Raw genomic sequence first — 23,980 nt, forward strand, 5'->3', positions numbered from 1 at the left:
TTGTCATCGACCGCGTCCATTGCCCTGGAGTTGTTCCATGAGCCGTATCGTTACCGTCGCCGCTACCCAGATGGCCTGTTCCTGGGACCTTGAGGCCAACCTCGAAACCGCCGAAAAACTGGTCCGCGAAGCCGCCGCCAAGGGCGCGCAGATCATCCTCATCCAGGAGCTGTTCGAGGCCCCGTACTTCTGCCAGAAGCCCAACCCGGACTATCTGCAACTGGCCACCACGGTGGACAGCAACGTCGCCATCGCGCACTTCCAGAAGGTCGCCCGGGAGCTGCAAGTGGTGCTGCCCATCAGCTTCTACGAGCTGGCCGGGCGGGCGCGCTTCAACAGCATCGCGATCATCGATGCCGACGGCAGCAACCTGGGGATTTATCGGAAAAGCCATATCCCGGACGGCCCCGGCTACCACGAGAAGTACTACTTCAACCCGGGCGATACCGGCTTCAAGGTGTGGAACACCCGCTACGCGAAAATCGGCGTGGGCATCTGCTGGGACCAGTGGTTCCCCGAGTGCGCCCGCAGCATGGCCCTGCAAGGCGCGGAGCTGCTGTTCTATCCCACCGCCATCGGCAGCGAGCCCCACGACAGCAGCATTTCCTCCCGCGATCACTGGCAGCATGTGCAGCAGGGCCATGCCGGGGCCAACCTGATGCCGCTGATTGCCAGCAACCGCATCGGCAACGAAGAGCAGGACGGCTACGACATCACCTTCTACGGTTCGTCCTTCATCGCCAATCAGTTCGGCGAGAAGGTTCAGGAGCTCAACCAAACTGAAGAAGGTATCCTTGTGCACCGCTTCGACCTCGACGAGCTCGAACACATCCGCAGCGCCTGGGGCAGTTTCCGTGACCGTCGTCCGAACCTCTATGGCGCGCTGAAAACCCTCGACGGTTCCCTGGAGTCCTGAACACTATGAGCACTTTGCACAGCACGCCGCGCGCCGACGGTTTCTACATGCCGGCCGAATGGGCGACCCAGACCCAGACCTGGATGATCTGGCCCGAGCGTCCGGACAACTGGCGCCTGGGCGGCAAGCCGGCCCAGGCCGCCCACGCCGCGGTGGCCAAGGCCATTGCACGTTTTGAACCGGTGACCGTGGCGGTGTCCGCGGCCCAGTATGAAAACGCCCGGGCGCGCCTGGACGTGCCCAATATCCGCGTCGTGGAAATGTCCAGTGACGATGCCTGGGTCCGCGACACCGGTCCGACTTTCGTCATCAACCACAGCGGCGAAGTGCGCGGTGTGCACTGGGGCTTCAATGCCTGGGGCGGTTTCGAGGGCGGCTTGTATTCGCCTTGGAACCGTGACGAACAGGTGGCCAGCAAGGTGCTGGAAATCGAGCGTTGCCAGGAGTACCGCACCGAGGGCTTCGTGCTTGAGGGCGGTTCGATTCACGTCGACGGCGAAGGCACCCTGATCACCACCGAGGAATGCCTGCTCAACCACAACCGCAACCCGCACCTGTCCCGCGAGCAGATCGAGGCGGTGCTGCGCGAGCATCTGTCAGTGGAGCGCATCGTCTGGCTGCCGGACGGCCTGTACAACGACGAAACCGACGGTCATGTGGATAACTTCTGCTGCTACGTGCGTCCGGGTGAAGTGTTGCTGGCCTGGACCGACGACCCCCAGGACCCCAACTATCCACGTTGCCGGGCGGCCATGCAGGTGCTGGAAAACACCCTCGACGCCAAGGGCCGCACCTTCAAGGTGCACAAGATGCCGATTCCCGGCCCCTTGTATGCCACCGAAGAGGAATGCGCCGGTGTCGATGCCGTGCAAGGTAGCCAGGAGCGCAATCCCTCCGTGCGCCTGGCCGGTTCCTATGTGAACTTCCTGATCGTCAATGGCGGGATCATTGCGCCGAGTTTTGACGACCCGATGGATGCTCAGGCCAAGTCCATCCTCCAGGTGCTGTTCCCCGAGCATGAAGTGGTGATGGTGCCGGGGCGCGAACTGTTACTGGGGGGCGGCAATATCCATTGCCTTACCCAACAACAGCCTGCGCCACAGCGAATTTGAGTGCCGTTGTAACAGTGACTGTGCAAGGCCGTTCGTTGCATCGCTCCTGAGGCATTTCAGCGAGCCCGCAGCCCAGATGGGTTGCGGGCTTTTTCATGGCCGTATATCGGCCCATCCGACACATTGGCATAGCTCTTGTATCTGCTTTGTGGTGATTCTGAGACATGTGGAACATTTGTTGTTCTGTCATAAACCTTGGATAAGTTAGGCCGCTCAGATACCAGGAGAGAGCGCTGGAATGAACATGGTCAGCGAGCGGACGTCCCATCCCTTGGCAATGAGTAACGAGTCGCTGCAGGCTCTGGCGCAATGGTTGAAGTCCAATGGAACGCGTCAGATCAGGGAACCTGATCCGCGCCGGATCATCGTTGAGCGTTACCCCGCTGGATTGCTCAGCGAGGCGGAACTGCAGGCACTGTGGGATGTGGTCAAAGGATAGAAAACGACGGATTGTAAAAAGCGCTGCCGGGATGGCAGCGCTTTTTTTTTGGCTGGGCGTTTTAGAAGCGGTAGTTGCCAGTGACCACCAGGCTGCGCGGATCTCCCGGCTGGATCTGATAGGCGCTGGTGGCCGAGCTGTAGTACTCGCGGTCGGCGATGTTGTTCAGCGCCGCGCGCACGTCCCAGTCCTTGTGCCGGTAGCCGGCCAGGGCGTCCCAGCGGCCGTAGCCCGGCAGCACCACGGTGTTGCTGCTGTCGGCGTAACGGTCGCCCACCAGGGTCAGACCGGTTTCGGCGTACCAGCCCAGTTCCGGTTTCCAGGTGATGAACAGGCTGCCATTGCGCTTGGCCACGTTGTTCACCCGCTTGTCTTCGAAGCCGTTGTTGTCCTTGACCACTACCGCATCCTGCAGGCCGATGCCGCCACGCAGGTACCAGTTGCCGACGAGCTTGCCGCTGGCGGTCAGCTCGACACCCCGGGAGCGTTGCAGGCCGGTGAGCAAGGTGATGCTGCGGTCCTGCGGGTCAGGGGTACGACGGTTGTAGAGCTCCAGTTCGTACACCGCGAGGGTGGTACTCAGGCGCTCGTCCAGCCAGTCGCTCTTGACCCCGACTTCCTTCTGCCGGGTCAGCTCCGGGCTCAGGTCGTTGCCGTTGCCGGCGGCGTTCGGGGTGATGCCGATCAGGCCGCCACCCACCGGCGCGAACGACTTGCTCCAGGAGGCATAGAACGAGTGGTGCTCCAGCGGCGTCCAGACCACCCCCAGGCGCGGGCTGACGCTGTGGCTATCGCGACTGTCGGAGATGCCGTTCTTGCGATTGGTGGTCTGCACTTCGAAGTAGTCGTAACGCAGGCCGGCCAGCAGTTGCCACTGATCGTTCAGGCGCAGTTGGTCCTGCACATAGAGCGCCCGGCTTTGCACCTCGGTGTGGTTGTTGCTCCAGACCTGCATGCGCCCGGTATGGCTCTGGTACGGATTGGGGTTGTACAGGTCCACGGCGGGCACTGCCTGGCTGCCGGGCCCCGAGGTGGCGGCGTTGTAGAGGATCGGGTCACGGCGCTGGCTGCCGAATTCCAGGCCGGTGAGCAGGCGGTGCTCCAGTCCGAAGGTGTCGAAACGACCCTCCAGCTCGCTGTTGTTGTAGACGTTGCGGGTCTTCAGATCCTGCTGCCAGCGCTGACGCTTTACCTTACCGGTAGCAGCGTCGTAGTCGAACTGGTAGGTGTTGTCGAAATCGCTGTCGAGCTTGAACACCCCCAAGGTGTGGCGCAGCTGCCAGCTGTCGCTCAGTTCGTAGCTCAGTTTGGAGCGCAGGGACTGGGACTTGTCATCGATGTAGTCGCGGTGGTCGCCGTAGGTGGTGTCGCGGCCGACGTCCGCCGGGCGCCCGTTGAGGCTGGTGATGCCGCGGTCCGGGGTGCGGTTGTAGCGGCTGTACTCGTATTGCACCAGCCAGTTCAGCTCCGGGGTGAGTTGCCAGCTCATGGACGGTGCGAACAGCTGGCGATTGCTACTGACGCCGTCGCGGAAACTGTTCTGGTCCTGGTTGCCCAGGTTCAGGCGCAGGCTGAGGTTCTCTGTCGGATCGGCACTGAGGTCGGCATACAGGCTGCGCAGGTCCTGGCTGCCGCCCTGGACTTCGACGCTGGAGCGGCGGCCGAACTCCGGCAGCTTGCTCACTCGGTTGACGATGCCACCCTGGCTGCCACGGCCGTAGAGCACGGCCGCCGGGCCCTTGAGCACTTCGATGCGCTCGATGTTGTGCAGGTCGCGCACGTACTGGCTGTCGTCGCGGATGCCGTCCAGGTAGAAGTCGTTGCTGGCATCGAAACCCCGAATCCGCAGGCTGTCGAAGCGGGTGTCGGAGCCGCTGCTGACGTTGGGAATGCCGCTCAGGGCGCGGCCCAGGTCATTGACGCCGTAGTCCAGCACGTTGGCGGTCTTGAGCGTGTTGATCGCCTGGGGCACGTAGCGCGCGGCGGTGGCGGTGCGGGTGGCGGTACTGACTTCCTTGACTCGGGGATTGTCGGGATCGGCCTCGGCTTCGGCGCTGATGGAGGTGGTTGGCAGGGCGGTGCTGGCGGCGCAGGCAAAACCGGCGGTCAGCAGGGTGCAGAGTCCCAGGGACAGGGGCGTAAGGCGGAAATGGGCAGGCATCTGGAGCGCATCCGAAAGCAAGGTGAGTCGAAGGATGCAAATGGTAATGCGTGCTATTTACTAACGTTAATTATTATCTAATAGTTCCCCGGCTCTATTGTTTCTAATTGTGTCGCTGCCGTATCTGCCCACATACACGGACCAAACAGAGGGATTCGTCCGGTTCGCGCAACAGACTAAAAACCATTTCGAGGTTTTTCCCCTGGCGCCCGGGGCATAGTCTGCGTGCCATCGAATACTCAAGACCCTGTTGGAGTTCCCCATGTCCTCGGCCACCCTTCACTACATCTATGACCCGTTGTGCGGCTGGTGCTACGGCGCCAAGCCGCTGGTGCAGGCGGCCCTGGCCGTGTTGCCGGTGCAGGCCCATGGGGGCGGCATGATGACCGGCCGCAACCGCCAGCCGGTGTCGCCACAGCTGCGCGATTACGTCATGCCCCATGACCGGCGTATCGCCGAGTACACCGGGCAGCCTTTCGGCCAGGCCTATTTCGAAGGCTTGCTGCGCGACCATTCGGCGGTGTTCGATTCGGCGCCGCCGATTGCCGCGGTACTGGCGGCCGAGGCCCTGGATGGACGCGGACTGCAATTGCTGGGACGCCTGCAGACCGCCCATTACCTGGAAGGCCGGCGGATTGCCGATCGCGAAGTCCTGCTGGAACTGGCGCAGGACCTGGGCTTGGCTGTCGAGGCATTCGCCGCGGCGCTGGATCGGGTTACCGCCACTGAGCTGGATGAACACATAAAGACCAGCCGCGCGCTGCTGGCCAAAGTCGGCGGTCAGGGTTTCCCGACCCTGGTGCTGGAGCGGGATGGCCGCTATCAGTTGCTCGATATCAGCCCCTGGCTGGGCAAACCCGAGGCTTTCGCCCACTGGCTGAAAACCTCACTGGGCGCCGGTTCCGGCCCGCAAGACGGCGCGTTCCAGGCCTGTGGCCTGGACGGTTGTGCGCTCTGATCCCACCTGACCTGCATGGAGTCACCCATGGATAACCTCGCGTTGATCAAGAGCACCTACGAAGGTGCCAACTCCCAGGAAAATGCGCGCAACACCGCCGCGGCCCTGGCCCCCGACGCACGTTGGACCGAAGCGGCGGGCTTTCCCTATGCCGGCACCTACGTCGGTTTCGAGGCGGTGCTGGAGCATGTCTTCAAGCGCCTGGGCTCGGAATGGCAGGACTTCACCTTCAAGGTGGAAAACTACGTGGCCCAGGGCGACAAGGTCTTCGCCTATGGCAACTACCAAGGCATCTACAAGGCCTCGGGCAAGCCGATCGATGTGCGAGTGGCCCATTTGTGGACCCTCAAAAACGGCAAAGTCACCCACTTCGAACAATTCGTCGACAGCCATAGCGTGCAGCTGGCAATGCTCTAGCCCGCAGTTCTTAGAATATTTTCAGCTATTCAAAGACGATTCACGAAATTGACACGTTGTTCAGGGCGCAGATAGGATTCGCCCCCAACGCCTGTGGCCAAGAGCCATATTTAAGAATAATAAAAGGCCCGCCGCGATCCTTCGCGGGCGGGTCTTTTTGTTTCGTCGGTAGAAGAGCGTTTAAACGCCATAGCCGTGAGTGCTCACAGCGCGTCTCTAACCGTAATAAGGAAAATAAAATGTTGAAACAGCGGATCTGCTTGATTGCACTGGGGATTTTGAGCGCTACACAAGCCATGGCCGACGGCCAGGCCGATGCCAAGGGTTTTGTCGAAGACAGCAGCCTGAAAGTGCTGCTGCGCAACGCCTACATCAACCGTGACAAGAAAGACGGTAACGACGACCAGCGCGAGTGGGGCCAAGCGGCCATCGGCACGTTCTCCTCGGGCTTCACCCAAGGCACCGTGGGCGTGGGCGTGGACGCCTTCGGTCTGTATGCATTGCGCCTGGACAAAGGCAGCCACAGCGGCGGCCAGGGTATCGACTTCTTCAAGCGCAGCGAACACGGCAACCAGACCCCAGCGGGCGACCTGGCCAAGGCCGGCGCCGCGGTCAAGTTCCGCGTGTCCAACACCGTGCTGACCTACGGTGACCAGATGCCGGCGCTGCCGGTACTGAACTACGACAACTCGCGTCTGCTGCCGGAAAGCTACACCGGTACCTTGATCACTTCCAAGGAGATCAAGGGCCTGGAGCTGAACGCCGGTCGTTTCACTGCCGAATCGCGCAAGAGCGCCGAAGGTCGTGACAGCGGTGGCCTGAAGTCGATCAACGTATTGGGCGGTAGCTACCAGTTCACCGAGCAGTTCAAGGGCGCGCTGTACGCTTCCGACGTCGAAGACGTGCTGAAGAAGCAATACGTCAACCTGAACTACGTGTTCCCGCTGGCCACCGACCGGTCCCTGACCCTGGACTTCAACGGTTACCAGACCAAGCTGGACAAGGCCTACGCCAAAGACGCCGGCGCCGGTGGCCAGGACAACAAGATCTGGAGCCTGGCGGCCACCTACGCCATGGGTCCGCACTCGTTCACCCTGGCGCACCAGCGCAGCACCGGCGACAGCCACCTGGGCTATGCCTACGGCGGCTACCAGCGTGGTCAGAACCGCGTGGGTGACGGTGGCAACACCATCTACCTGGCTAACTCCTACTGGTCCGACTTCAACGCTGAAGACGAGCGCAGCTGGCAGCTGGGCTACGGTCTGGACTTCGGCGCCTTCGGCGTACCGGGCCTGACCTACAACGTGGCCTACGTGCGTGGCGACAACATCACCACCTCGACCTCCACCGGCGGCACCGAGCGGGAAATCTTCAACCAGCTCAAGTACGTGGTGCAGAGCGGCCCGGCCAAGGACCTGAGCGTCAAGGTACGTAGCTCGATCCTGCGCGTATCGCAGAAATCCAGCGAGTACAACGACAGCGGCAACGAACTGCGGGTGTTCGTCGACTACCCGATCAACGTGTTCTGATGCACGCCTGATCAGCACCTGATTGCAGGTGACGCAATGGAAAAACCCCGACTGGTTCGGGGTTTTTTTGTGCCTAGTGGGGAGCGGTGCGCAAGCGGTGGCTCGATATCGATCTGTTACGGCTCGCCGCCGGGCCATGGCTGACCCGGTTCCTTGCGCGGACGTGCCTTTCAGTCATCCGGATTGATCGCGAACTTCAGCTGATTGCCTTCCAGGTACACCACTGCCTCACGGCCATGGATATCCACAGGACGGGCTGAAATCGCTTCATGCTCCGGGACGATCTTGGACAGCACCTTGTGCTGCACGTCGACCCGCCAGATACAGGCCCGCGGCCCTTCGTTATCGAAGTACATCACCGGGCGGGTTTCGCTCCAGGTGGGATTGACGATGCTCCAGCCGGACTCGACTTCGTTGTGCTCGGTGACGTTCTCGGAGTAGGTGTTGTTGCTCTGCCGGTCGTAGTCCAGGGACAGGCTGTAGTTCTCCTGATTCAGATCCTGGCCGACCCGCGCTCGGGCATGGTGCAGGGTGTTGGAGAGCGACTGGAACACCTGCTGGCTGGCTTCGGGAGCACTGCGCGAGCCCAGGCGATAGCGCATGCCCTGCTGCAGCTCGCCGCCGCTGCGCTGGCGGTAGTAAAACACCCCGTCAACGATGCCGGCGAAGCGCTGGCCCTGATCGTTGCCCCCCGGCAGGGCCCAGCCGACAAAACCGATATCCCGGGCAATGGGATGCAGGCCGGGCTGGTCATCGGCGTATTCGTACAGGGTGCCGACATAGCCTTCCCGCCCTCTCTGGTACTGACCGACGAACAGCACCACATGCAGCACGCCCTCCAGCACCTGGGCGTCGACGATCTGCTGATCGCCCTGGGGCGGGGCGGCGGTGAACCTGGCCAGGGTGAAGCGCTGCCAGTCATCAGGGTCCTGCAGGCGGTACTGACGGGTGGGATCCATGGGCAGCAGCTCGTCCTTGCCGGGCGCCGGAGGGATCGGCAACAGCCCGAGCATCTTCACCTGGGCCCGGTAGGCGGACTCCAGGCAGTCGCTGTCGATGCAGGTGTCGCGCACTTCCCGCAGCCACTGGGTTTGCAACAGGCGAAACACCTGCAGGTGCTTGAGGGCCTGGTAGCGGCGGTTCAACTCATCGTCTTTGGCGGATAGGGTCGGCGTGTCGCAGACGGTTTTCTCCACCCGGGTAGAGGCCTTGGCGCAGTCGAAACCGGCGGCCTGCACCTGGGACATGCACGCAGCCAGGGCCAGGCCCGTGACGACGAGCGACGGCAGAGCAAACTTCATCAAAACATCCTTGTAGGCAAGCGAGCGCAGATCAGGGGGTAGGGAAGGTCTGCAGATAGGCCAGCAGATTATCGATTTTTTCCTCATCGCTCAGCCCCCAGAAAATCATCCGGGTGCCAGGCACCACGGCCTTGGGGTCTTCCAGGTACTGGATGAGCTTGTCCCGGGTCCAGACAATGCCCGACGACTTCATGGCGGTTGAATATTGATAGTCCGCGGCACTGCCGGCCGGGCGATCGATGATGCCGTTGAGCTGCGGCCCGAACGAACTGCGCACCGACGGGCCGATATTGTGGCAGCCGCTGCACAGGCGCTTGAACAGCTTGCCACCGGCCTCGGCATCGCCGGCCAGGGTCGGAGTGCTGAACAGTAGGGAGTGGAGCAACAGGGGCAGGATCGATAGGGAAATGGGCTTCATGGGCGGCCTGTGTACAACGGGGATCGGCGGGTATTGGAGCATGAAGTGCGGTGCAGATGGATAGCCAAAACAGTTAGGTTCACACGTGGTTCCGTTCATCGTTATTTTTTGATGTGTATTGTCGTATGCATGATATTGCGTATATTGATGATGCGCGTGCCGCAACACCGACTGATAATGAACTGACAAAGACGAACGAACTGAGTGATGAATCGAGGCAATAGAGCATGAGTGCACTCCTAGACCGAGCTGAGCAGGCAGTGTCCGCTACAGCGATGGTTCGAGGCTTTAGCGCGAAACTGAAGGAAGTTACGAGCGGTGAAGTCACTCATTTGGTGATTTTCAAGGATAACGAGCCAGCAGCTGTGCTGGTGGGTGTAGACGCCTACCAAGCTTTGCAGGACGAACTCGAAGATCTTCGCGCTGAGCGTTTGGCCATTGAGCGCCTGTCCACTTTGGACGAACAGAACACAGTGAGCCTTGAGGACATGGAGGCTCGCTTCAAGTAGGCAATAGTCAATGAACTGGAGCGTTCGGTTTCACCCTGATGTTGAGCAAGATCTCGCTCAGTTAGGTAGGGCTGAGGCAAAAAGAGTCCTTAAGGTGATCCGGGAGCGGATCGTTGAAGGCGAGCCAGACAAGATCGGCAAGCTCCTTCGCGGCGCTCTCGCCGGTCACCGCCGGATTCGGACAGGTGATGTTCGCATCGTCTATAGGATCCAAGGTTCTGAGATCGTGCTGGTCCTGTGCATTGGGGCCAGACGCGACGATGAAGTCTATGAGGCCGCCAATAGGCGAGTCTGACCCTTGAGCCCCGCTTCGGCGGGGTTTTTCATCCAACCTTCCATCACCTTGGCCCTTCGAGGGAGCTCTGCTGGGTGCCTACCACGTGGGCGCTCCTTATCCTTCTGGTTGCGCGTCGATCAAATTCGATGCAAATGACCTGCTCGAAATGGCTAGAGGCATAGGTCGTGCGTTGACGACGAGCAAATCCCAAGTCTCGATGAAAATGATGGGCATGCCAGGAAGCGAAAGCGTAGGTGCGGACAATTTGTGGGCGCTCTCACGACATGACGTGAGGCTTTTCTGAGGTACGGAAACAACAAAGCCCCTGCATTGCTGCAGGGGCTTCGTTTTGTATGGTGCCGGCACCAGGAGTCGAACCCGGGACCTACTGATTACAAGTCAGTTGCTCTACCAACTGAGCTATACCGGCGTGTTAGGGCGACGATTATAGCGATTGGCGGGGTTCTGTAAACCCCTGAAATCTGACTATTTTTGCGTGGGCCTGCGCCAGCTCTGTCGTAGGGCTTCCCGGCACTCGGGGCTCAGGCGCGATGAGGCGGTGAGCCAGTGGCGGATCGCGGAAGGTCCAGTGCAGACTGCCGCCACGCGGCCGATAGCCTGCTCAGCCGCTCATGCCGCTGCAAACAAAGGAAAGATCAGTCATGAAACCCAGAAACATCACCTTGCTGGCGCTGCTGTCGTTGCTCGGCGCGTGCAGTGTCAAACCGGTGTTGCCCTATTCGGAACCGCCCCTGAGCGTGCCGACCGCGCAGTTGCGGGTGATCACCAACGGTGAAGTGCGTGGGGAGGCTTATGCCGGTTGCCTGGGGGACAGCAAGCGCCTGGCCAAGGCCGGGCGGTTTGGCAGCAATCAGCAAGCCAATATCAATTACCCGCAGTTTCCGTTGCAGCCGCGGCAGATCGATATGCTGCCGCGCTTCGCGCCGAAGCTGCCGGCCTACGTCGGCTCGATCCGCATGGGCGAGGGCGCGTACCACGAGATTGTCACCGAGTATCGGGTGCCGGCGGGTCGGCCTTTCCTGCTGGAAGGGGGCGGGGTGTCGGCCGCTGGATCCGGCAGCAGCTATCGCACCTGTCCCGAGGTGAAGAAGGTGGTGATGTTCGAGCCGGGCAAGAGTTACGAAGCCTACGTCGGCCTGAACTACATCCCCCAGGCCAGTGGCGAAACTGCCGCAATGTGTGTCTTTGCGGTGTACCAGCTGTTGCCTCTGGGCAAGCCGGGAGCGGTGATGCCGCTGGCGCTCCAGACCAAGCCGCCGGTGGACAGACGGTGCCCGGGTAACTGAGTCGCTGCAGGGTTCCCCGGCCTGCTGCTACAGGCCGGGGTGTGCGGGGTCAGGCCTCCCAGCCGGTGTCGCGCAGCGCTTGCTGCACCAGTGGGTGCAATTCGGCACCTTGCTGCTCGGTCTGCCAGGCCAGCAGGTCCTTGCGCATGGCCGGGGTCCAGAACATCTGCATGTGGTTGCGCACGCTCAGCACCGCCTGTGTCTGATCCGGCTCGTTGGCAAAGTACGCGGCGATCTGGTTGGCCATCTTGATCAGGTTGGCGGTGCTCATCGGCGCACCTCCGCCTTGCCGCCCCGGGAGCGCCGGCGTTCATCCAGCAGGCGATGCTGTTCGTCGCTGAATGCCTGGTAGCGCTTCTGCCATTCGGAAGGGTGGTAGACGCGGCTGACTTCCACCGCCGTGACCTTGTACTCCGGACAGTTGGTGGCCCAGTCGGAGTTGTCGGTGGTGATCACGTTGGCCCCCGATTCGGGGAAGTGGAAGGTGGTGTAGACCACGCCCGGCGCTACCCGCTCGGTAACCCGGGCGCGCAGCACGGTCTGCCCGGCGCGGCTGCCGATGCCCACCCAGTCGCCTTCGTTGATGCCCCGGCTCTCGGCGTCGGTGGGGTGGATTTCCAGGCGGTCCTCGGCGTGCCAGGCAACGTTGTCGGTGCGTCGGGTCTGGGCGCCGACGTTGTACTGGCTGAGGATCCGGCCGGTGGTCAGCAGCAGCGGGTAGCGGCCGTTGACCTTCTCGTCGGTGGGCACGTAGCCGGTGAGCATGAAGCGCCCCTTGCCGCGCACGAACTCGTCGATGTGCATGGTCGGCGTGCCGTCCGGCGCGGCGTCGTTGCACGGCCATTGCAGGCTGCCGTGGCGATCCAGGCTGGCGTAGCTGACGCCGGTGAAGGTCGGGGTCAGGCGGGCGATTTCATCCATGATTTCCGAAGGATGGTTGTAGTGCATCGGGTAGCCCAGGGCCGCCGCCAGGGCCAGGGTGCCTTCCCAGTCGGCCTTGCCGCCCAGCGGCTCCATGACCTTGCGCACCCGCGAGATGCGCCGTTCGGCGTTGGTGAAGGTGCCGTCCTTTTCCAGGAACGAGCTGCCCGGCAGGAACACGTGGGCGAACTTGGCGGTTTCGTTGAGGAAGATGTCCTGCACCACCACGCACTCCATGGCCGACAGGGCCGCGGTCACGTGCTGGGTGTTGGGGTCGCTCTGGGCGATGTCTTCGCCCTGGCAGTACAGGCCCTTGAAGCTGCCGCCCAGGGCCGCTTCGAACATGTTGGGAATGCGCAGGCCGGGGTCGGCTTGCAAGGTGACGTTCCAGGCCTGCTCGAACTCCTGGCGCACCGCCTGGTTGGAGATGTGCCGGTAGCCCGGCAGCTCGTGGGGGAAGGAGCCCATGTCGCAGGAACCCTGGACGTTGTTCTGCCCCCGCAGCGGGTTCACCCCCACCCCTTCGCGACCGATGTTGCCGGTGGCCATGGCCAGGTTGGCGATGCCCATCACCGAGGTGCTGCCCTGGCTGTGTTCGGTGACGCCCAGGCCGTAGTAGATCGCCGCGTTGCCGCCGGTGGCGTACAGGCGCGCGGCGGCGCGGATGTCGGCAGCGGGCACGCCGCAGATGGCGCCGAGCACTTCCGGCGAGTTGTCGGCGCGGCTGACGAAGGCGCTCCACTGGGCGAAGGCTTCCGGCTCGCACCGGGCCTCGACGAATGCCTGGTTGACCAGGCCCTCGGTAACGATCACATGGGCCAGGGCATTGAGCATGGCCACGTTGGTGCCCGGGCGCAGGGCCAGGTGCAGTTCGGCGCGGGCGTGCACCGAGTCCACCAGATCGATGCGCCGTGGGTCGATGACGATCAGCTTGGCCCCTTCACGCAGGCGCCGCTTGAGCTGGGAACCGAACACCGGGTGCGCGTCGCTGGGGTTGGCGCCCATCACCAGGATCACGTCGGCCTGCATCACCGAGTCGAAGCTCTGGGTGCCGGCGGATTCCCCCAGGGTCTGCTTGAGGCCGTAGCCGGTGGGCGAGTGGCAGACCCGGGCGCAGGTGTCGACGTTGTTGTTGCCGAAGGCCGCCCGCACCAGTTTCTGCACCAGGTAGGTTTCTTCGTTGGTGCAGCGGCTGGAGGTGATGCCGCCGATGGAGTCGCGGCCGTACTTGAGCTGGATGCGCCGCAGCTCGCTGGCGGCGTAGGTCACCGCCTCGTCCCAGCTGACTTCCTGCCACGGATCGCTGATGTGCTTGCGGATCATCGGCTTGGTGATGCGATCCGGGTGGGTGGCGTAGCCCCAGGCGAAGCGGCCCTTGACGCAGGAATGGCCGTGGTTGGCCTGGCCGTTCTTGTCCGGAACCATGCGCACCAGCTGATCGCCCTTCATCTCGGCGCGGAACGAGCAGCCGACCCCGCAGTAGGCACAGGTGGTGATCACCGCCCGTTCCGGCTGGCCCATTTCCACCACGCTTTTTTCCATCAGGGTCGCGGTGGGGCAGGCCTGCACGCAGGCACCGCAGGATACGCATTCGGAGTCCAGGAAGTTGTCGCCACCGGCCGCCGCGACCCGGGATTCGAAGCCGCGGCCGCTGATGGTCAGGGCGAAGGTGCCCTGGGTTTCCTCGCAGGCGCGCACGCAGCGGTTGCAGACGATGCACTTGCTCGGGTCGTAGTCGAAGTAGGGGTTGGAGGTGTCTTTCTGATCGTCCAGGTGGTTGGCGCCGTCATAGCCGTAGCGCACTTCCCGCAGGCCCACCTGGCCGGCCACGGTCTGCAGTTCGCAGTTGCCGTTGGCCGAGCAGGTCAGGCAGTCCAGCGGGTGGTCGGAGATGTACAGCTCCATCACGTTGCGCCGCAGGGTCGCCAGCTTCGGCGTTTGCGTATGCACCACCATGCCTTCGCTGACCGGGGTGGTGCAGGAGGCCGGGTAGCCGCGCATGCCGTCGATCTCCACCAGGCACATGCGGCACGAGCCGAAGGCTTCCAGGCTGTCGGTGGCGCAGAGCTTGGGGATGGTGGTGCCCAGCAGCGCCGCGGCGCGCATCACCGAAGTGCCCTGGGGCACGCTGATGCTGCGCCCGTCGATGTTCAGGCTGACCTGCACCTGGCTGTCGCGGGCCGGGGTGCCGAAGTCCACGGCATTGAGGTCGATGTCTGTGGCTGGGTCGAAAATACTGATCATTGCTCGGCCTCCGAGGGCGCCAGACCGAAGTCGGCGGGGAAGTGCTTCAGGGCGCTGGCCACCGGGTAGGAGGTCATCCCGCCCAGGGCGCACAGCGAGCCGTATTGCAGGGTGTCGCACAGGTCTTTGAGGATCAGCGCCTGCTCGTCGCGGCGGCCTTGATCGGGGGCCGCCAGCAGACGGTCGATGACCTCCACGCCGCGGGTCGAACCGATGCGGCACGGGGTGCATTTGCCGCAGGATTCCTCGGCGCAGAATTGCAGGGCGAAGCGCGCCATGTGGGCCATGTCCAGGCTGTCATCGGCCACCACCACGCCACCGTGGCCGAGCATCGCGCCCATGGCGGCGAAGGCTTCGTAATCCAGCGGCGTATCGAACTGCGCCGGCGGCACCCAGGCGCCCAGCGGGCCGCCCACTTGCGCGGCCTTCAGCGGCCGGCCGCTGGCGGTGCCGCCGCCGTAGCCTTCCACCAGCTCGCGCAGGGTCAGGCCGAAGGCCCGTTCCACCAGCCCGCCGTGACGCACGTTGCCCGCCAGCTGGAAGGGCATGGTGCCCAGGGAGCGGCCCATGCCGTAGTCGCGATAGAAGGCTGCGCCCTTTTCCAGGATCAGCGGCACCGAGGCCAGGGTCAGCACGTTGTGCACCAGGGTCGGCTGGCCGAACAGGCCTTGCAGCGCCGGGATCGGCGGCTTGGCGCGGACGATGCCGCGCTTGCCTTCCAGGGAGTCCAGCAGGGCGGTTTCCTCGCCGCAGATATAGGCCCCGGCGCCGACCCGTACCTCCAGGTCGAAGGCCAGGCCGCTGCCACCGAGATTGGTCCCGAGGTAACCGGCGTCCCGGGCGATGTCCAGGGCCTCGCGCAGGGTCGCCACCGCCTGGGGGTATTCCGAGCGCACGTAGATGTAGCCGTAGCTGGCGCCGACCGCGAGGCCGGCAATGGCCATGCCTTCGATCAGCAGGAAGGGATCGCCTTCCATCAGCATGCGGTCGGCGAAGGTGCCGGAGTCGCCTTCGTCGGCGTTGCACACCACGTACTTCTGCTGCGGCGGCGTGTCGCGCACGGTGCGCCATTTGATCCCGGCGGGGAACGCCGCGCCGCCACGGCCACGCAGGCCGGAATCGAGCACCGCGGCCACGGTCTGCTCACCGCCCAGGGCGATGGCGCGGCCCAGGCCCTCGAAGCCGCCATGGGCCCGATAGTCCGCCAGGGACAGTGGCCGGGTTATGCCGGCGCGGGCGAACAGCAGGCGTTGCTGACTTTTCAGATAGGGCAGGTCTTCCACCCGGCCCAGGGCCAGGGGATGGCTGGCGTGATCGCCTTGCAGGGCATCGAGCAACGAAGGCACGTCGGCGACGCTCAGCGGACCAAAGCCCAGGCGTCCGTCCGGGGTGTCGACTTCCAAAAGCGGCTCCAGCCAGTACAGGCCACGGGAGCTGGTGCGTTGCAGTTGCAACGGCAGGTGGCGCTGCTCGGCCTGGGCGGCGATGGCCTCGGCCACCGCATCGGCGCCCACGGCCCGGGCCAGGGAATCACAGGGCAGATAGAGGCTCGGCATCACGCGTCCCCCCGGCAGCTGTCCAGCAGCGCGTCCAGGCGTTCGGCGCTGACCCGGGCGTGCAGTTGCCCGTCCAGCTCCAGGGCCGGCGAACAGGCGCAGGCCCCCAGGCAATACACCGGTCGCAGGCTGATGGAACCGTCGGCGCTGCTGCCGTGGTCATCCAGGTGCAGACGCTCGCGCAATTGCGCCGCCAGCTGCTCGGAGCCACGGCTCTGGCAGGACTCGGCACGGCACAGGCGCAGGATGTGCCGCGCCGGCGGCGCGGTACGAAAATCATGGTAGAAGCTGATCACCCCGCGCACTTCCGCCTGGCTCTGATTGAGCGCGTGGGCGATCTCGGGGATGGCCAGATCGGGGATGTAGCCGAGCTCTTCCTGGATCTGGTGGAGAAGGGGCAACAGCGCACCCGGGACGCCTTTGTGGCGCTCCAGCAGGGTGTGGATCAACGGCAGATGCAGCGTTTCATCAGGCATACAGCAATTCCTCACGGTCACGGACACACCTGATGGTTGTCGGCTGTCCGAAAGTGTCGGCTGCGGCACTGCTTGCCACGTCACGGTAGCGCGGCGTTTCAGGCCGTTGGCCATGCACCCTGAATGGGCATCTTGTTGGACCCGGTGCGGTCGTTGCCGCACCTGTTCAGGGCATAAAGGGCAGCTTGACACGCTGCCTCTGATTGAACCGCACGAAAGCGACGTGTCCGGTTCCGAATGCGACCACCCCTTGAGTCTAGAAGAGCCCGGGCAAGCGGATGGAGCGAGCTGCGCACTATCGGATAAAACGCGGGGCCGGGGCATGACATCGGTCAGCTTGAACGCCTATAGCCGGGGAGGTTGGCAGGAGGAGGGTGGGCACCCTGGCGAAGGAGCTTGCTCCCGCTCGGGCGCGCAGCGGCCGTAAAGCCTGAGCCTGCGACTCGTCGATGGGAGTCGGGACTCAGGCATTGGGCTGGCTTCGCCAGCCAGCGGGAGCAAGCTCCCCCGCCACACAGCGGTGGCTAGGGGCGGGCGCGGCGCTGGGCGGCGTACTGCAAGGCCAGGCGGCCCATGAGCACCAGCAGGGTCAGGCCGATCAGCAGCACCGAGATCGCTGCCACGCTGGGGTCGACGTTGTCCCGCAGGCCGCTCCAGATCCGCCGGGGCAAGGTGTTGACGTCGACGCTGGTGATGAACAGGGTCACCGCCACCTCCTCCCAGGACAGGGCAAAGCTCAGCAGCGCGGTGGAGAAGATCCCCAGCTTGAGGTTCGGCAGCATCACCAGGAAGGTGGTCTGCATCAGGCTTGCTCCGAGGTTGCGCGAGGCCAGCTCGATGCGCCGGTCCACCTGGCTCAGGGCCACCAGCATGGTCACCACGCCGTAGGGCACCACCATCACCACGTGGGCGATCACCACCCCGGGCAGGGTGTCGTAGCCCCAGCCCGGGGCGATGCGCCCCAGGTTGGTTTCCATGAAGTACAGCACCAGCGCCGAGATCACCGGCGGAATGGCCATGGGCAGCAGCACCAGGCCGATCAGCAAGGTTGCCAGGCGCGAGCGCAGGTACCAGATGCCGAGGCTGAAGCTCACCGCCAGCACGGTGGCGATCAGGCTGGTGGCGCTGGCAATCGCCAGGCTCTGGCCGATGCTCGACAGCCAGTCGGGATTGCTCAGCAGCGCCTCGTAGTGCCGCAGCGACCAGTTGCCGTCCGGCATCGACAGGTAGCGCTTGGCGGTGAACGACACCGGGATCACCGTCAGCAGCGGGAACAGCATGAAGGCCATGGCGACCACGGCGATCAGTCGGGTACTCAATGCAGTGCGATGTGTATTCATAGTGACCTCAACCCACCAGTCGATTGACACGGGTGACGCGCAGCAGCAGCCAGATCAGCGCGCTGACCAGGGTCAGCAGCACCAGGCTCAGGGCCGCGCCCAGGCCCCAGTTGCTGGTCTGGAACATCTGCAGGAACACGTACTCGGCGATCATCACCGTCTGCCCGCCGCCCAGCAGCACCGGGGTGATGAAGAAGCCCAGGCAGAACACGAAGACCATGATGAAGGCCCCCAAGAGCCCCGGCAGGGTCTGGGGCAGCAGCACTTGCCAGAAGGTCCGCAGCGCGCCGGCGCCCAGGCCGCGGGAGGCCAGCAGCACCCGTTGATCCAGCTGGCGCATGCTCGACAGCAGCGGGAACAGCGCATACGGAATCATGAAGTGCAGCATGCCGATCACCACCCCCAGCTCGTTGCGGGTCAGCTGCAACGGGTGGTCGATCCAGCCCAGGGACAGCAGGCTGTCATTGACCACGCCATTGCTGCGCAGGGCGATCAGCCAGCCGAAGGCCCGCACCAGCACCGAGATCCAGAACGGGATGAACACGCAGATCTCCACCATGCGCTGCCAGAACGGCGGGCTGAACACCCAGCAGTAGGCCAGCAGGTAGCCGATCACCAGGGCCAGGAGGCTCACGGTCAGGCACAGGCGCAGGGTGCGCAGGAGCATGTCGTGGATCGCCGGGTCCGTGGCGATGCGCTGGTACTGCTCGATCCCGGGCTCGGGCAGGGTGAAGCTCCAGCTCACCACGCCGAAGAACGGCAACAGGTAGAACACCACCAGCAGCAACGGCAGGGGAAACAGCAGCAGGCTGCGTTCCAGGCGCGCGGTTCGGGTTGCACTCATGGTCGACGGCTCACTTGGACAGGTGGGTCAGGTACTGCTCCAGGGTGCTGGAGTAGTGGTCGGCGTACCACTGGGTGTCGAGGAAGATCTGCTTCTTCATGTTGGCTTCGGAGGCGCAGTTGATCTCTCGCTGTTCGGCGCTCATCAGTTGCTGGGTGGCGGCGTTGGACGGGCCGTTGCCCAGGGCTTCGAACAGCTTCAACTGGCCGGCCGGCTGCAAGGCGTGCTGGATGAACTGCATGGCCGGTGCGGCGCCTGCCGGGTTGTCCTTGAGCACGCCCCAACTGCTGGCGTTGAGGAAGGCATGGTCGAAGCCCCACTGGATGCGGCCGCCGCTGTCCTCGTGGAGCAGGGTGGCGCGGGTGTGCCAGATGGCGCCCATGGAGGCTTCGCCTTCGATCATCAGTTGCTGGCTTTCCGCGCCCGAGCCCCAGAACGACAGGACGTGGGGCTTGAGTTCATCGATCTTGCGCAAGGCCCGGGGCACGTCCAGCGGGTACAGCTGGTCGGCGGCCACGCCATCGGCCAGCAGCGCGGCTTCGAGCATGCCGTTCATCCATTTGTAGAGGGTGCGCTTGCCGGGGAATTGCTCCACGTTCCAGAAATCCGCCCAGTTCTTGGGGCCGTGGTTGCCGTATTTCTGGCTGTCCCAGGCGATCACGTAGCTGAACAGGTAGCCGGCGATGCCGTGCTCGTGGGACAGCTCCGGGGCCACCAGATCCCGTTGCACCACGCTGTAGTCCAGGGGTTGCAGGACCTTGTCGCGGCCCAGGGTCATGGCGCTGTAGCTGTCCACATCCACCACGTCCCAGCTCGGCCGGCCGCTGGCCAGCTGCGAGCGGATCGCCCCTTCGGTGGGGCCGGCGCCGTCGATGCGCACCGGTATGCCAGTGCTCTTGGTGAAGCTGTCGGTCCAGGCGCTGCGGAAGGCGTTGAGCGCGTCGCCGCCCCAGTTGACCACCACCAGCGGCTTGTCCGCCGCCCAGCTGATGCCGCTGCGCAATGCCAGGGGCACCGCCGCCAGCAGGCCCATGGCCTGGAGGAAGGTGCGGCGGCTGACCTGCCCGCCACGGGCTTTTTCGATGAGGATTTCGATGCAGTCGCGTTGGTGGTGCTGGCTCATGGGGGCAAGTCCTCGCGAGGCCGATGCGCCAGGCGCCGGCCGATAGTGTGATTGGCTTTCTACGCAAACGCTCGACAGCGAGCGTGGTCGGCTCAGGCTTCCAGCAGGAAGCTGTGGCGTACCGGCCAGCTCAGCCACACCGGGGTGCCGCTGGGCAAGCGGGCACCGGGATGATCGCCGGGCACCGAGAGGTTGACCGGTGCCAGTTCCGGGCTGATGTTCAGCGCCAGATGAGTGCTGGACCCCTGGTAGACCCGCTCGCCAAGGCAGGCGGGCAGCACGTTGTGTTCGCCGGCTTGTGGGCGCTCGGTGTGCAGGGTCATGTGTTCCGGGCGCACCGCCAGCAACTGCGGCTGGTTGCTGATGTCCCCGGTCGTGGTGGCGTGCAGCGGGCTGTCGCCAAAGCGGCCGCTGGCCTGGCTGCCATTGCGGGAAAGACCCTGCAGCGGGAACAGGTTCATCTTGCCGAGGAACTCGGCGACGAAGCGGTTTTTCGGCCGGTCGTAGATGGTTTCCGGGGTGTCGATCTGCGCCAGCCGTCCCTGGTTGAAGATGGCGATGCGGGTCGACAGGGCCAGGGCTTCACCCTGGTCGTGGGTGACGAAGACGAAGCTGGTGCCGACCTGGCGGTGAATGCGCTGCAGCTCGGTCTGCAACTGCTCGCGCAGGTTCTTGTCGAGGGCCGAGAGGGGTTCGTCCAGCAGCAGCATGTCCGGCTCGAACACCAGGGCCCGGGCGATGGCCACCCGTTGCTGCTGGCCGCCGGACAGCTCGGAGGGTTTCTTGTGCAGGTGAGCCCCCAGGCCCACCACGTCGAGGATGTGCTTGACCCGGCGCTGGCGCTCCTCGGCCTTCACTCCACGAATGCGCAAGGGATAGGCGACGTTGTCGGCCACGCTCATGTGCGGGAACAGGGCGTAGCCCTGGAACACCATGCCGTAGTTGCGTTTTTCCGCCGGGCGCCGGCTGATGTCGACGCCACGTTCCAGCAGCTTGCCGGCGCTGGGGCTGAGGAAGCCCGCGAGGATCATCAACAGGGTGGTCTTGCCTGAGCCGGAGGGGCCCAGCAGGGTGAGGAATTCGCCTTGGCGAACGTCCAGATCGATGCCGTCCAGGGCGGTGAAGTTGCCGTAATACTGGCTGATTCCTTGGGCGCTGAGTTGAGTCGAGGGGCTGCTGGACACTACAGAGATCTCCCGGAAACCCACCTGCACGATTGAATTTTTATTGTGAGTGCAGCAGGTGGTGGATTCATTATTGTGAAAAGCAACGCCACATCAATGGAATAATTTTTGCCTCATTGGTGAGTGAAATTTCCCATTCGACCCGGCTTTCAAGGCTCGATCAGCGGGCTGTCACTGATGCTTTGGGCACTGGCCTGCAGCTGGTTTTTCAGCCAGTCGCTGAAGGCCTGGACCGCTGGCCGCTCGGCCTTGGCCGGATCGATCACCAGGAAATAACCGCGCAGGGCGCTGATGCTGATATCGAACGGGCGCACCAGCAGCCCCCGGGCCAGGGCATCGCCGCTGAGCAGGTTGTCGCCGATGGCCACGCCCTGGGCGGCGATGCAGGCGGACTGCGCGCAATGGGCGTCGGAGAAGGTAATGCCACGGTCGGGATTGACCTGGCTGGCCCCGGCGGCCGCCAGCCAGACCCGCCAGTCGCTGGTGTCGCTCATGTGGATCAACGGAAAGTCCTTGAGGTCCAGCGGGCTCTTCAGGCCGCCGATGGCGTTGATCAGGCGCGGACTGCACACCGGCGAGAAGCGCAGGGTGACGATCTGCTCCACCAGCAGCCCCGGCCAGTCGCCGATGCCATAGGCAATGAACAGATCGGCCTCGGCGTCGCTGGTGTCGTCCTGGGCCCGAGGGCTGACCACCTGCAGCTGCACCTGGGGGTATTGGCGCAGGAAGCCGTTGATGTGGTTGCACAGCCAGAAACTGGCAAAGCCCGGATTGCAGCTGATGCGCAATTTGCCCGACACCGCCTGGCCGTCGAAACGCCGCCCGGCGTCCTGGATGTCCGCCAGGATGCGCCGCACTTCCCGGGCGTAGCACTCGCCCTGGTAGGTCAGGCCGATGCCGCGCCCGACCCGTTCGGTGAGGGCAAAACCCAGGCTCTGTTCCAGGCTGATGATCTGGTGGCTGATGGCGCTGCGGGTCAGGCTCAGTTGCTGGGCGGCGGCGGTCACGCTGCCTAGCCGGGCGACCGCGTCGAGGGCGCGCAGGGCGGTGATCGAGGGATAACGCATACAACCTCCGAGTCGGGGGAACCTGTGTACGACGGCCCCAGGCAAGGCGCCGAGGCGCGGCTGGCCGCGTCGCAGTATGGGCCGCGATGGCGTCGAGCTGGTCAATTTTCTTTGACATTGCTGGCGAAAAAATTCGATTGATGTCGCAGCCGCTTCACCAATACTGGACCTCGATCCGGGCCGCAATCGACCGGACCATCCCTAAAACAACAAGAGGTCCTGCAGGTCTTGCGCGGGCGCCGAGGCGTCCGGGCAGCGGCCGGCCGGAACCTGGATAACCAGGAGTGCCGCGCATGTCCCGCTACAAAGCATTCGCCCTCGATTGGGTTGAGCGCCACCGCCAGCAACTGTCGGACTGGCACCAGATCATCTGGCATTACGCCGAGCCGGCGTTCCGCGAGTACAAGTCCTGTGCCTGGTATGTCGAACTGCTGGAGGCTGAAGGCTTCACCGTCGAGCGCGGCAGCGGCGGCATGCCCACGGCCTTCTGCGCCACCTTCACCCAGGGCCAGGGCCCGCTGCTGGCCACCTACGGCGAGTACGACGCGGTGCCCGGCAACTGCCAGGCGGCCACCACCCGCAAGCAGCCGCGCGAGGGCCTGTCGCGCTTCGCCCCGGGGCACACCGATCCGCACTCGGCCCTGGGCATCAGCGCCCTCGGCGGGGCCCTGGCGGCCAAGGCGACCATGGTGGAATTCGGCTTGCAGGGCAGCATCAGGTTCTTCGGCGAGCCGGCGGAAAAACTCCGCGCCTCCAAACCGGTCCACGCCGCCAAGGGCTACTACGACGACCTCGACGCGGCCATCAGCTTCCACCCCACCTACATGCTGCCGCTGAACAACACCACCACCTGGGACACCCACTGCGGCATCGCCTACGCTTACATCTACAGCTTCACCTGCGAGGACCCGCAGAACTGGATCGCCGCCGATCGTTACAGCCCGATTCCGCAGAACCACCTGGCGGCCCGAGCGCCGGGGGCCAACGACGCCCTGGTGCATTTCTACACCCTCAACGAAAGTCTGCGTCGCTCGACCCTGCCGTTCACCGGCCTGTGGAGCTACAACGAGGCGATTCTCACCGCCGGCCAGGCCACCGCCGACAACCTGCCGCCGCACCTGTCGCAGATCCAGTACCTGCTGCGTTGCGACTCCATCGAGCAGGCCGAAACCATCTCCCAGGTGATGGACAACAACGCCGCCGCGGCGGCCATGGCCACCGGCTGCCGCTGGAAAAAGACCTGGGTCTGCAAGTCCCGGGGCGGCCTGCCCAACCACGTCATGGCCCAGGCCACCTACGACAACCTGGCGGCGGTGGGGGCCCCGCAGTGGGATGAAGAAGCGCGGGAGATTGCCCGCGAGATCCAGCGCAACCTCGGCCTGGAAGCCATGGACAAGCCTTTCCTGCCGGCCACCGAAGAACTGATCGAGCCCCAGGAATGCGAGCGCCAGATGCGCCTGCAAATGCCCGCCTGGCAGCAGTACCTGACCTCCGACGACTACCCGGAATACACCTGGCATTGCCCGACCGTGCGCCTGCTGGTGGCCCGGCCGATGCTCAGCGCGCCGCCGGGCACGGTCTACCCGGACTGGGTGTCCAACGCCCTGGGCGGCATTCGCCAGACCATCGACCCGATGATCGAGGTGGCGGCCAAGACCATCGCCGCGACCCTGGTCGACCTGCTGACCGACGAGGCGTTGCTCAGCGCGGCCAAGGCCGAGTTCGTCGAACGTACCGGCGGCGGTATCGGCGGCAGCCGCTGGCAGGCGCCGCTGCTGCCCGAGGACTTCAAGGTGCCCCATGATTTCCGCTGGCCGGAGTACATCAGCACCGCCCGGGGCGAAGAGTGGTGGATCCCGGCGCGGGCCGATGAGTAAGGGG

Annotated in this window: 22 protein-coding genes and 1 tRNA gene; 10 read left to right on the forward strand and 13 right to left on the reverse strand. The window is 64.2% G+C overall.

Annotated elements, in window-relative coordinates:
• Nucleotides 1-37: 37 nt before the first annotated feature.
• The 3 genes from aguB (at nucleotide 38) to PST29_RS01590 (ending at nucleotide 2,467) form a co-directional block, all read left to right on the forward strand.
• Nucleotides 38-916, forward strand: a complete 879-nt coding sequence (gene aguB / locus PST29_RS01580; protein ID WP_060842192.1) for an N-carbamoylputrescine amidase — start codon at nucleotides 38-40, stop codon at nucleotides 914-916.
• 5 nt (nucleotides 917-921) lie between these two features.
• Nucleotides 922-2,028 carry an agmatine deiminase gene (aguA, locus tag PST29_RS01585; protein WP_060842193.1) on the forward strand — a complete coding sequence of 369 codons (1,107 nt, stop codon included), beginning with the start codon at nucleotides 922-924 and terminating at the stop codon, nucleotides 2,026-2,028.
• A gap of 238 nt (nucleotides 2,029-2,266) precedes the next feature.
• Nucleotides 2,267-2,467, forward strand: a complete 201-nt coding sequence (locus PST29_RS01590) for a hypothetical protein (RefSeq protein WP_016963613.1) — start codon at nucleotides 2,267-2,269, stop codon at nucleotides 2,465-2,467.
• A 61-nt stretch (nucleotides 2,468-2,528) separates the two neighbouring features.
• Here PST29_RS01590 and PST29_RS01595 read toward each other — a convergent pair whose 3' ends face one another.
• The gene (locus PST29_RS01595; RefSeq protein WP_060842194.1) at nucleotides 2,529-4,628 is read right to left on the reverse strand and encodes a TonB-dependent receptor; all 2,100 of its coding nucleotides are present in this window, start codon (nucleotides 4,626-4,628) and stop codon (nucleotides 2,529-2,531) included.
• 262 nt (nucleotides 4,629-4,890) lie between these two features.
• Between PST29_RS01595 and PST29_RS01600 the strand changes: the two genes are divergently transcribed.
• The 3 genes from PST29_RS01600 to PST29_RS01610 all read left to right on the forward strand — a co-directional run bounded on the left by PST29_RS01600 (nucleotide 4,891) and on the right by PST29_RS01610 (nucleotide 7,532).
• Complete coding sequence (locus PST29_RS01600) at nucleotides 4,891-5,586, forward strand: DsbA family protein (protein ID WP_060837067.1); 696 nt, start codon at nucleotides 4,891-4,893, stop codon at nucleotides 5,584-5,586.
• Between the two features lie 27 nt (nucleotides 5,587-5,613).
• Nucleotides 5,614-6,003, forward strand: a complete 390-nt coding sequence (locus tag PST29_RS01605) for a nuclear transport factor 2 family protein (RefSeq protein WP_060842195.1) — start codon at nucleotides 5,614-5,616, stop codon at nucleotides 6,001-6,003.
• Between the two features lie 239 nt (nucleotides 6,004-6,242).
• Complete coding sequence (locus tag PST29_RS01610) at nucleotides 6,243-7,532, forward strand: OprD family porin (RefSeq protein WP_060837068.1); 1,290 nt, start codon at nucleotides 6,243-6,245, stop codon at nucleotides 7,530-7,532.
• A 170-nt stretch (nucleotides 7,533-7,702) separates the two neighbouring features.
• On the opposite strand, the gene PST29_RS01615 is transcribed toward PST29_RS01610, so the two are convergent.
• Nucleotides 7,703-8,833 carry a lysozyme inhibitor LprI family protein gene (locus PST29_RS01615; RefSeq protein WP_060842196.1) on the reverse strand — a complete coding sequence of 377 codons (1,131 nt, stop codon included), beginning with the start codon at nucleotides 8,831-8,833 and terminating at the stop codon, nucleotides 7,703-7,705.
• A gap of 31 nt (nucleotides 8,834-8,864) precedes the next feature.
• A complete protein-coding gene (locus PST29_RS01620; protein WP_060842197.1) occupies nucleotides 8,865-9,251 on the reverse strand; it encodes a c-type cytochrome in 387 nt (128 codons plus the stop codon).
• A gap of 275 nt (nucleotides 9,252-9,526) precedes the next feature.
• On the opposite strand from PST29_RS01620, the gene PST29_RS01625 reads away from it, so the two are divergent.
• The gene (locus PST29_RS01625) at nucleotides 9,527-9,760 is read left to right on the forward strand and encodes a type II toxin-antitoxin system Phd/YefM family antitoxin (protein ID WP_221178206.1); all 234 of its coding nucleotides are present in this window, start codon (nucleotides 9,527-9,529) and stop codon (nucleotides 9,758-9,760) included.
• A gap of 10 nt (nucleotides 9,761-9,770) precedes the next feature.
• A complete protein-coding gene (locus PST29_RS01630; protein ID WP_047301036.1) occupies nucleotides 9,771-10,055 on the forward strand; it encodes a type II toxin-antitoxin system RelE family toxin in 285 nt (94 codons plus the stop codon).
• Nucleotides 10,056-10,391: 336 nt separating this feature from the next.
• Here PST29_RS01630 and PST29_RS01635 read toward each other — a convergent pair.
• Nucleotides 10,392-10,467, reverse strand: a tRNA-Thr gene (locus PST29_RS01635).
• Nucleotides 10,468-10,699: 232 nt separating this feature from the next.
• Between PST29_RS01635 and PST29_RS01640 the strand changes: the two genes are divergently transcribed.
• Complete coding sequence (locus PST29_RS01640; protein ID WP_060837072.1) at nucleotides 10,700-11,344, forward strand: hypothetical protein; 645 nt, start codon at nucleotides 10,700-10,702, stop codon at nucleotides 11,342-11,344.
• A 49-nt stretch (nucleotides 11,345-11,393) separates the two neighbouring features.
• Here PST29_RS01640 and PST29_RS01645 read toward each other — a convergent pair whose 3' ends face one another.
• The 9 genes from PST29_RS01645 to PST29_RS01685 all read right to left on the reverse strand — a co-directional run bounded on the left by PST29_RS01645 (nucleotide 11,394) and on the right by PST29_RS01685 (nucleotide 22,099).
• Nucleotides 11,394-11,615: a formate dehydrogenase subunit delta gene (locus PST29_RS01645; protein WP_060842198.1), complete on the reverse strand. Its 222-nt coding sequence runs from the start codon at nucleotides 11,613-11,615 to the stop codon at nucleotides 11,394-11,396.
• Nucleotides 11,612-14,509 carry a formate dehydrogenase subunit alpha gene (gene fdhF, locus PST29_RS01650; protein WP_060842199.1) on the reverse strand — a complete coding sequence of 966 codons (2,898 nt, stop codon included), beginning with the start codon at nucleotides 14,507-14,509 and terminating at the stop codon, nucleotides 11,612-11,614. The genes PST29_RS01645 and fdhF overlap by 4 nt, the downstream gene beginning before the upstream one ends.
• Nucleotides 14,506-16,065 (reverse strand): formate dehydrogenase beta subunit, encoded by a 1,560-nt coding sequence (locus PST29_RS01655; RefSeq protein WP_060842200.1) that lies wholly within the window; start codon nucleotides 16,063-16,065, stop codon nucleotides 14,506-14,508. The genes fdhF and PST29_RS01655 overlap by 4 nt, the downstream gene beginning before the upstream one ends.
• Nucleotides 16,065-16,541, reverse strand: a complete 477-nt coding sequence (locus PST29_RS01660) for a formate dehydrogenase subunit gamma (RefSeq protein ID WP_060842201.1) — start codon at nucleotides 16,539-16,541, stop codon at nucleotides 16,065-16,067. The genes PST29_RS01655 and PST29_RS01660 overlap by 1 nt, the downstream gene beginning before the upstream one ends.
• Before the next feature lie 524 nt (nucleotides 16,542-17,065).
• Nucleotides 17,066-17,881, reverse strand: a complete 816-nt coding sequence (locus PST29_RS01665) for an ABC transporter permease (protein WP_060842202.1) — start codon at nucleotides 17,879-17,881, stop codon at nucleotides 17,066-17,068.
• A gap of 7 nt (nucleotides 17,882-17,888) precedes the next feature.
• Entirely contained in the window at nucleotides 17,889-18,725 is an 837-nt protein-coding gene (locus tag PST29_RS01670) for an ABC transporter permease (RefSeq protein ID WP_060842203.1), read from the reverse strand.
• Between the two features lie 10 nt (nucleotides 18,726-18,735).
• Nucleotides 18,736-19,848 (reverse strand): ABC transporter substrate-binding protein, encoded by a 1,113-nt coding sequence (locus PST29_RS01675; protein WP_060842204.1) that lies wholly within the window; start codon nucleotides 19,846-19,848, stop codon nucleotides 18,736-18,738.
• A 92-nt stretch (nucleotides 19,849-19,940) separates the two neighbouring features.
• Nucleotides 19,941-21,032, reverse strand: coding sequence for an ABC transporter ATP-binding protein (locus PST29_RS01680; protein ID WP_060842205.1), 1,092 nt, complete (start codon nucleotides 21,030-21,032; stop codon nucleotides 19,941-19,943).
• 149 nt (nucleotides 21,033-21,181) lie between these two features.
• The gene (locus PST29_RS01685) at nucleotides 21,182-22,099 is read right to left on the reverse strand and encodes a LysR substrate-binding domain-containing protein (protein ID WP_060842206.1); all 918 of its coding nucleotides are present in this window, start codon (nucleotides 22,097-22,099) and stop codon (nucleotides 21,182-21,184) included.
• A 293-nt stretch (nucleotides 22,100-22,392) separates the two neighbouring features.
• Between PST29_RS01685 and PST29_RS01690 the strand changes: the two genes are divergently transcribed.
• Nucleotides 22,393-23,976 (forward strand): peptidase M20, encoded by a 1,584-nt coding sequence (locus PST29_RS01690; RefSeq protein WP_060842207.1) that lies wholly within the window; start codon nucleotides 22,393-22,395, stop codon nucleotides 23,974-23,976.
• Nucleotides 23,977-23,980 lie beyond the last annotated feature (4 nt).

This window comes from Pseudomonas sp. St29 (assembly GCF_001547915.1).
In the GTDB taxonomy this organism is placed as follows: domain Bacteria; phylum Pseudomonadota; class Gammaproteobacteria; order Pseudomonadales; family Pseudomonadaceae; genus Aquipseudomonas.

Coding starts and splice junctions, on each gene's coding strand:
- aguB (WP_060842192.1), top strand. CDS start 38: ATGAGCCGTATCGTTACCGTCGCCGCTACCCAGATGGCCTGTTCCTGG.
- aguA (WP_060842193.1), top strand. CDS start 922: ATGAGCACTTTGCACAGCACGCCGCGCGCCGACGGTTTCTACATGCCG.
- PST29_RS01590 (WP_016963613.1), top strand. CDS start 2,267: ATGAACATGGTCAGCGAGCGGACGTCCCATCCCTTGGCAATGAGTAAC.
- PST29_RS01595 (WP_060842194.1), bottom strand. CDS start 4,628: ATGCCTGCCCATTTCCGCCTTACGCCCCTGTCCCTGGGACTCTGCACC.
- PST29_RS01600 (WP_060837067.1), top strand. CDS start 4,891: ATGTCCTCGGCCACCCTTCACTACATCTATGACCCGTTGTGCGGCTGG.
- PST29_RS01605 (WP_060842195.1), top strand. CDS start 5,614: ATGGATAACCTCGCGTTGATCAAGAGCACCTACGAAGGTGCCAACTCC.
- PST29_RS01610 (WP_060837068.1), top strand. CDS start 6,243: ATGTTGAAACAGCGGATCTGCTTGATTGCACTGGGGATTTTGAGCGCT.
- PST29_RS01615 (WP_060842196.1), bottom strand. CDS start 8,833: ATGAAGTTTGCTCTGCCGTCGCTCGTCGTCACGGGCCTGGCCCTGGCT.
- PST29_RS01620 (WP_060842197.1), bottom strand. CDS start 9,251: ATGAAGCCCATTTCCCTATCGATCCTGCCCCTGTTGCTCCACTCCCTA.
- PST29_RS01625 (WP_221178206.1), top strand. CDS start 9,527: ATGGTTCGAGGCTTTAGCGCGAAACTGAAGGAAGTTACGAGCGGTGAA.
- PST29_RS01630 (WP_047301036.1), top strand. CDS start 9,771: ATGAACTGGAGCGTTCGGTTTCACCCTGATGTTGAGCAAGATCTCGCT.
- PST29_RS01640 (WP_060837072.1), top strand. CDS start 10,700: ATGAAACCCAGAAACATCACCTTGCTGGCGCTGCTGTCGTTGCTCGGC.
- PST29_RS01645 (WP_060842198.1), bottom strand. CDS start 11,615: ATGAGCACCGCCAACCTGATCAAGATGGCCAACCAGATCGCCGCGTAC.
- fdhF (WP_060842199.1), bottom strand. CDS start 14,509: ATGATCAGTATTTTCGACCCAGCCACAGACATCGACCTCAATGCCGTG.
- PST29_RS01655 (WP_060842200.1), bottom strand. CDS start 16,065: ATGCCGAGCCTCTATCTGCCCTGTGATTCCCTGGCCCGGGCCGTGGGC.
- PST29_RS01660 (WP_060842201.1), bottom strand. CDS start 16,541: ATGCCTGATGAAACGCTGCATCTGCCGTTGATCCACACCCTGCTGGAG.
- PST29_RS01665 (WP_060842202.1), bottom strand. CDS start 17,881: ATGAATACACATCGCACTGCATTGAGTACCCGACTGATCGCCGTGGTC.
- PST29_RS01670 (WP_060842203.1), bottom strand. CDS start 18,725: ATGAGTGCAACCCGAACCGCGCGCCTGGAACGCAGCCTGCTGCTGTTT.
- PST29_RS01675 (WP_060842204.1), bottom strand. CDS start 19,848: ATGAGCCAGCACCACCAACGCGACTGCATCGAAATCCTCATCGAAAAA.
- PST29_RS01685 (WP_060842206.1), bottom strand. CDS start 22,099: ATGCGTTATCCCTCGATCACCGCCCTGCGCGCCCTCGACGCGGTCGCC.
- PST29_RS01690 (WP_060842207.1), top strand. CDS start 22,393: ATGTCCCGCTACAAAGCATTCGCCCTCGATTGGGTTGAGCGCCACCGC.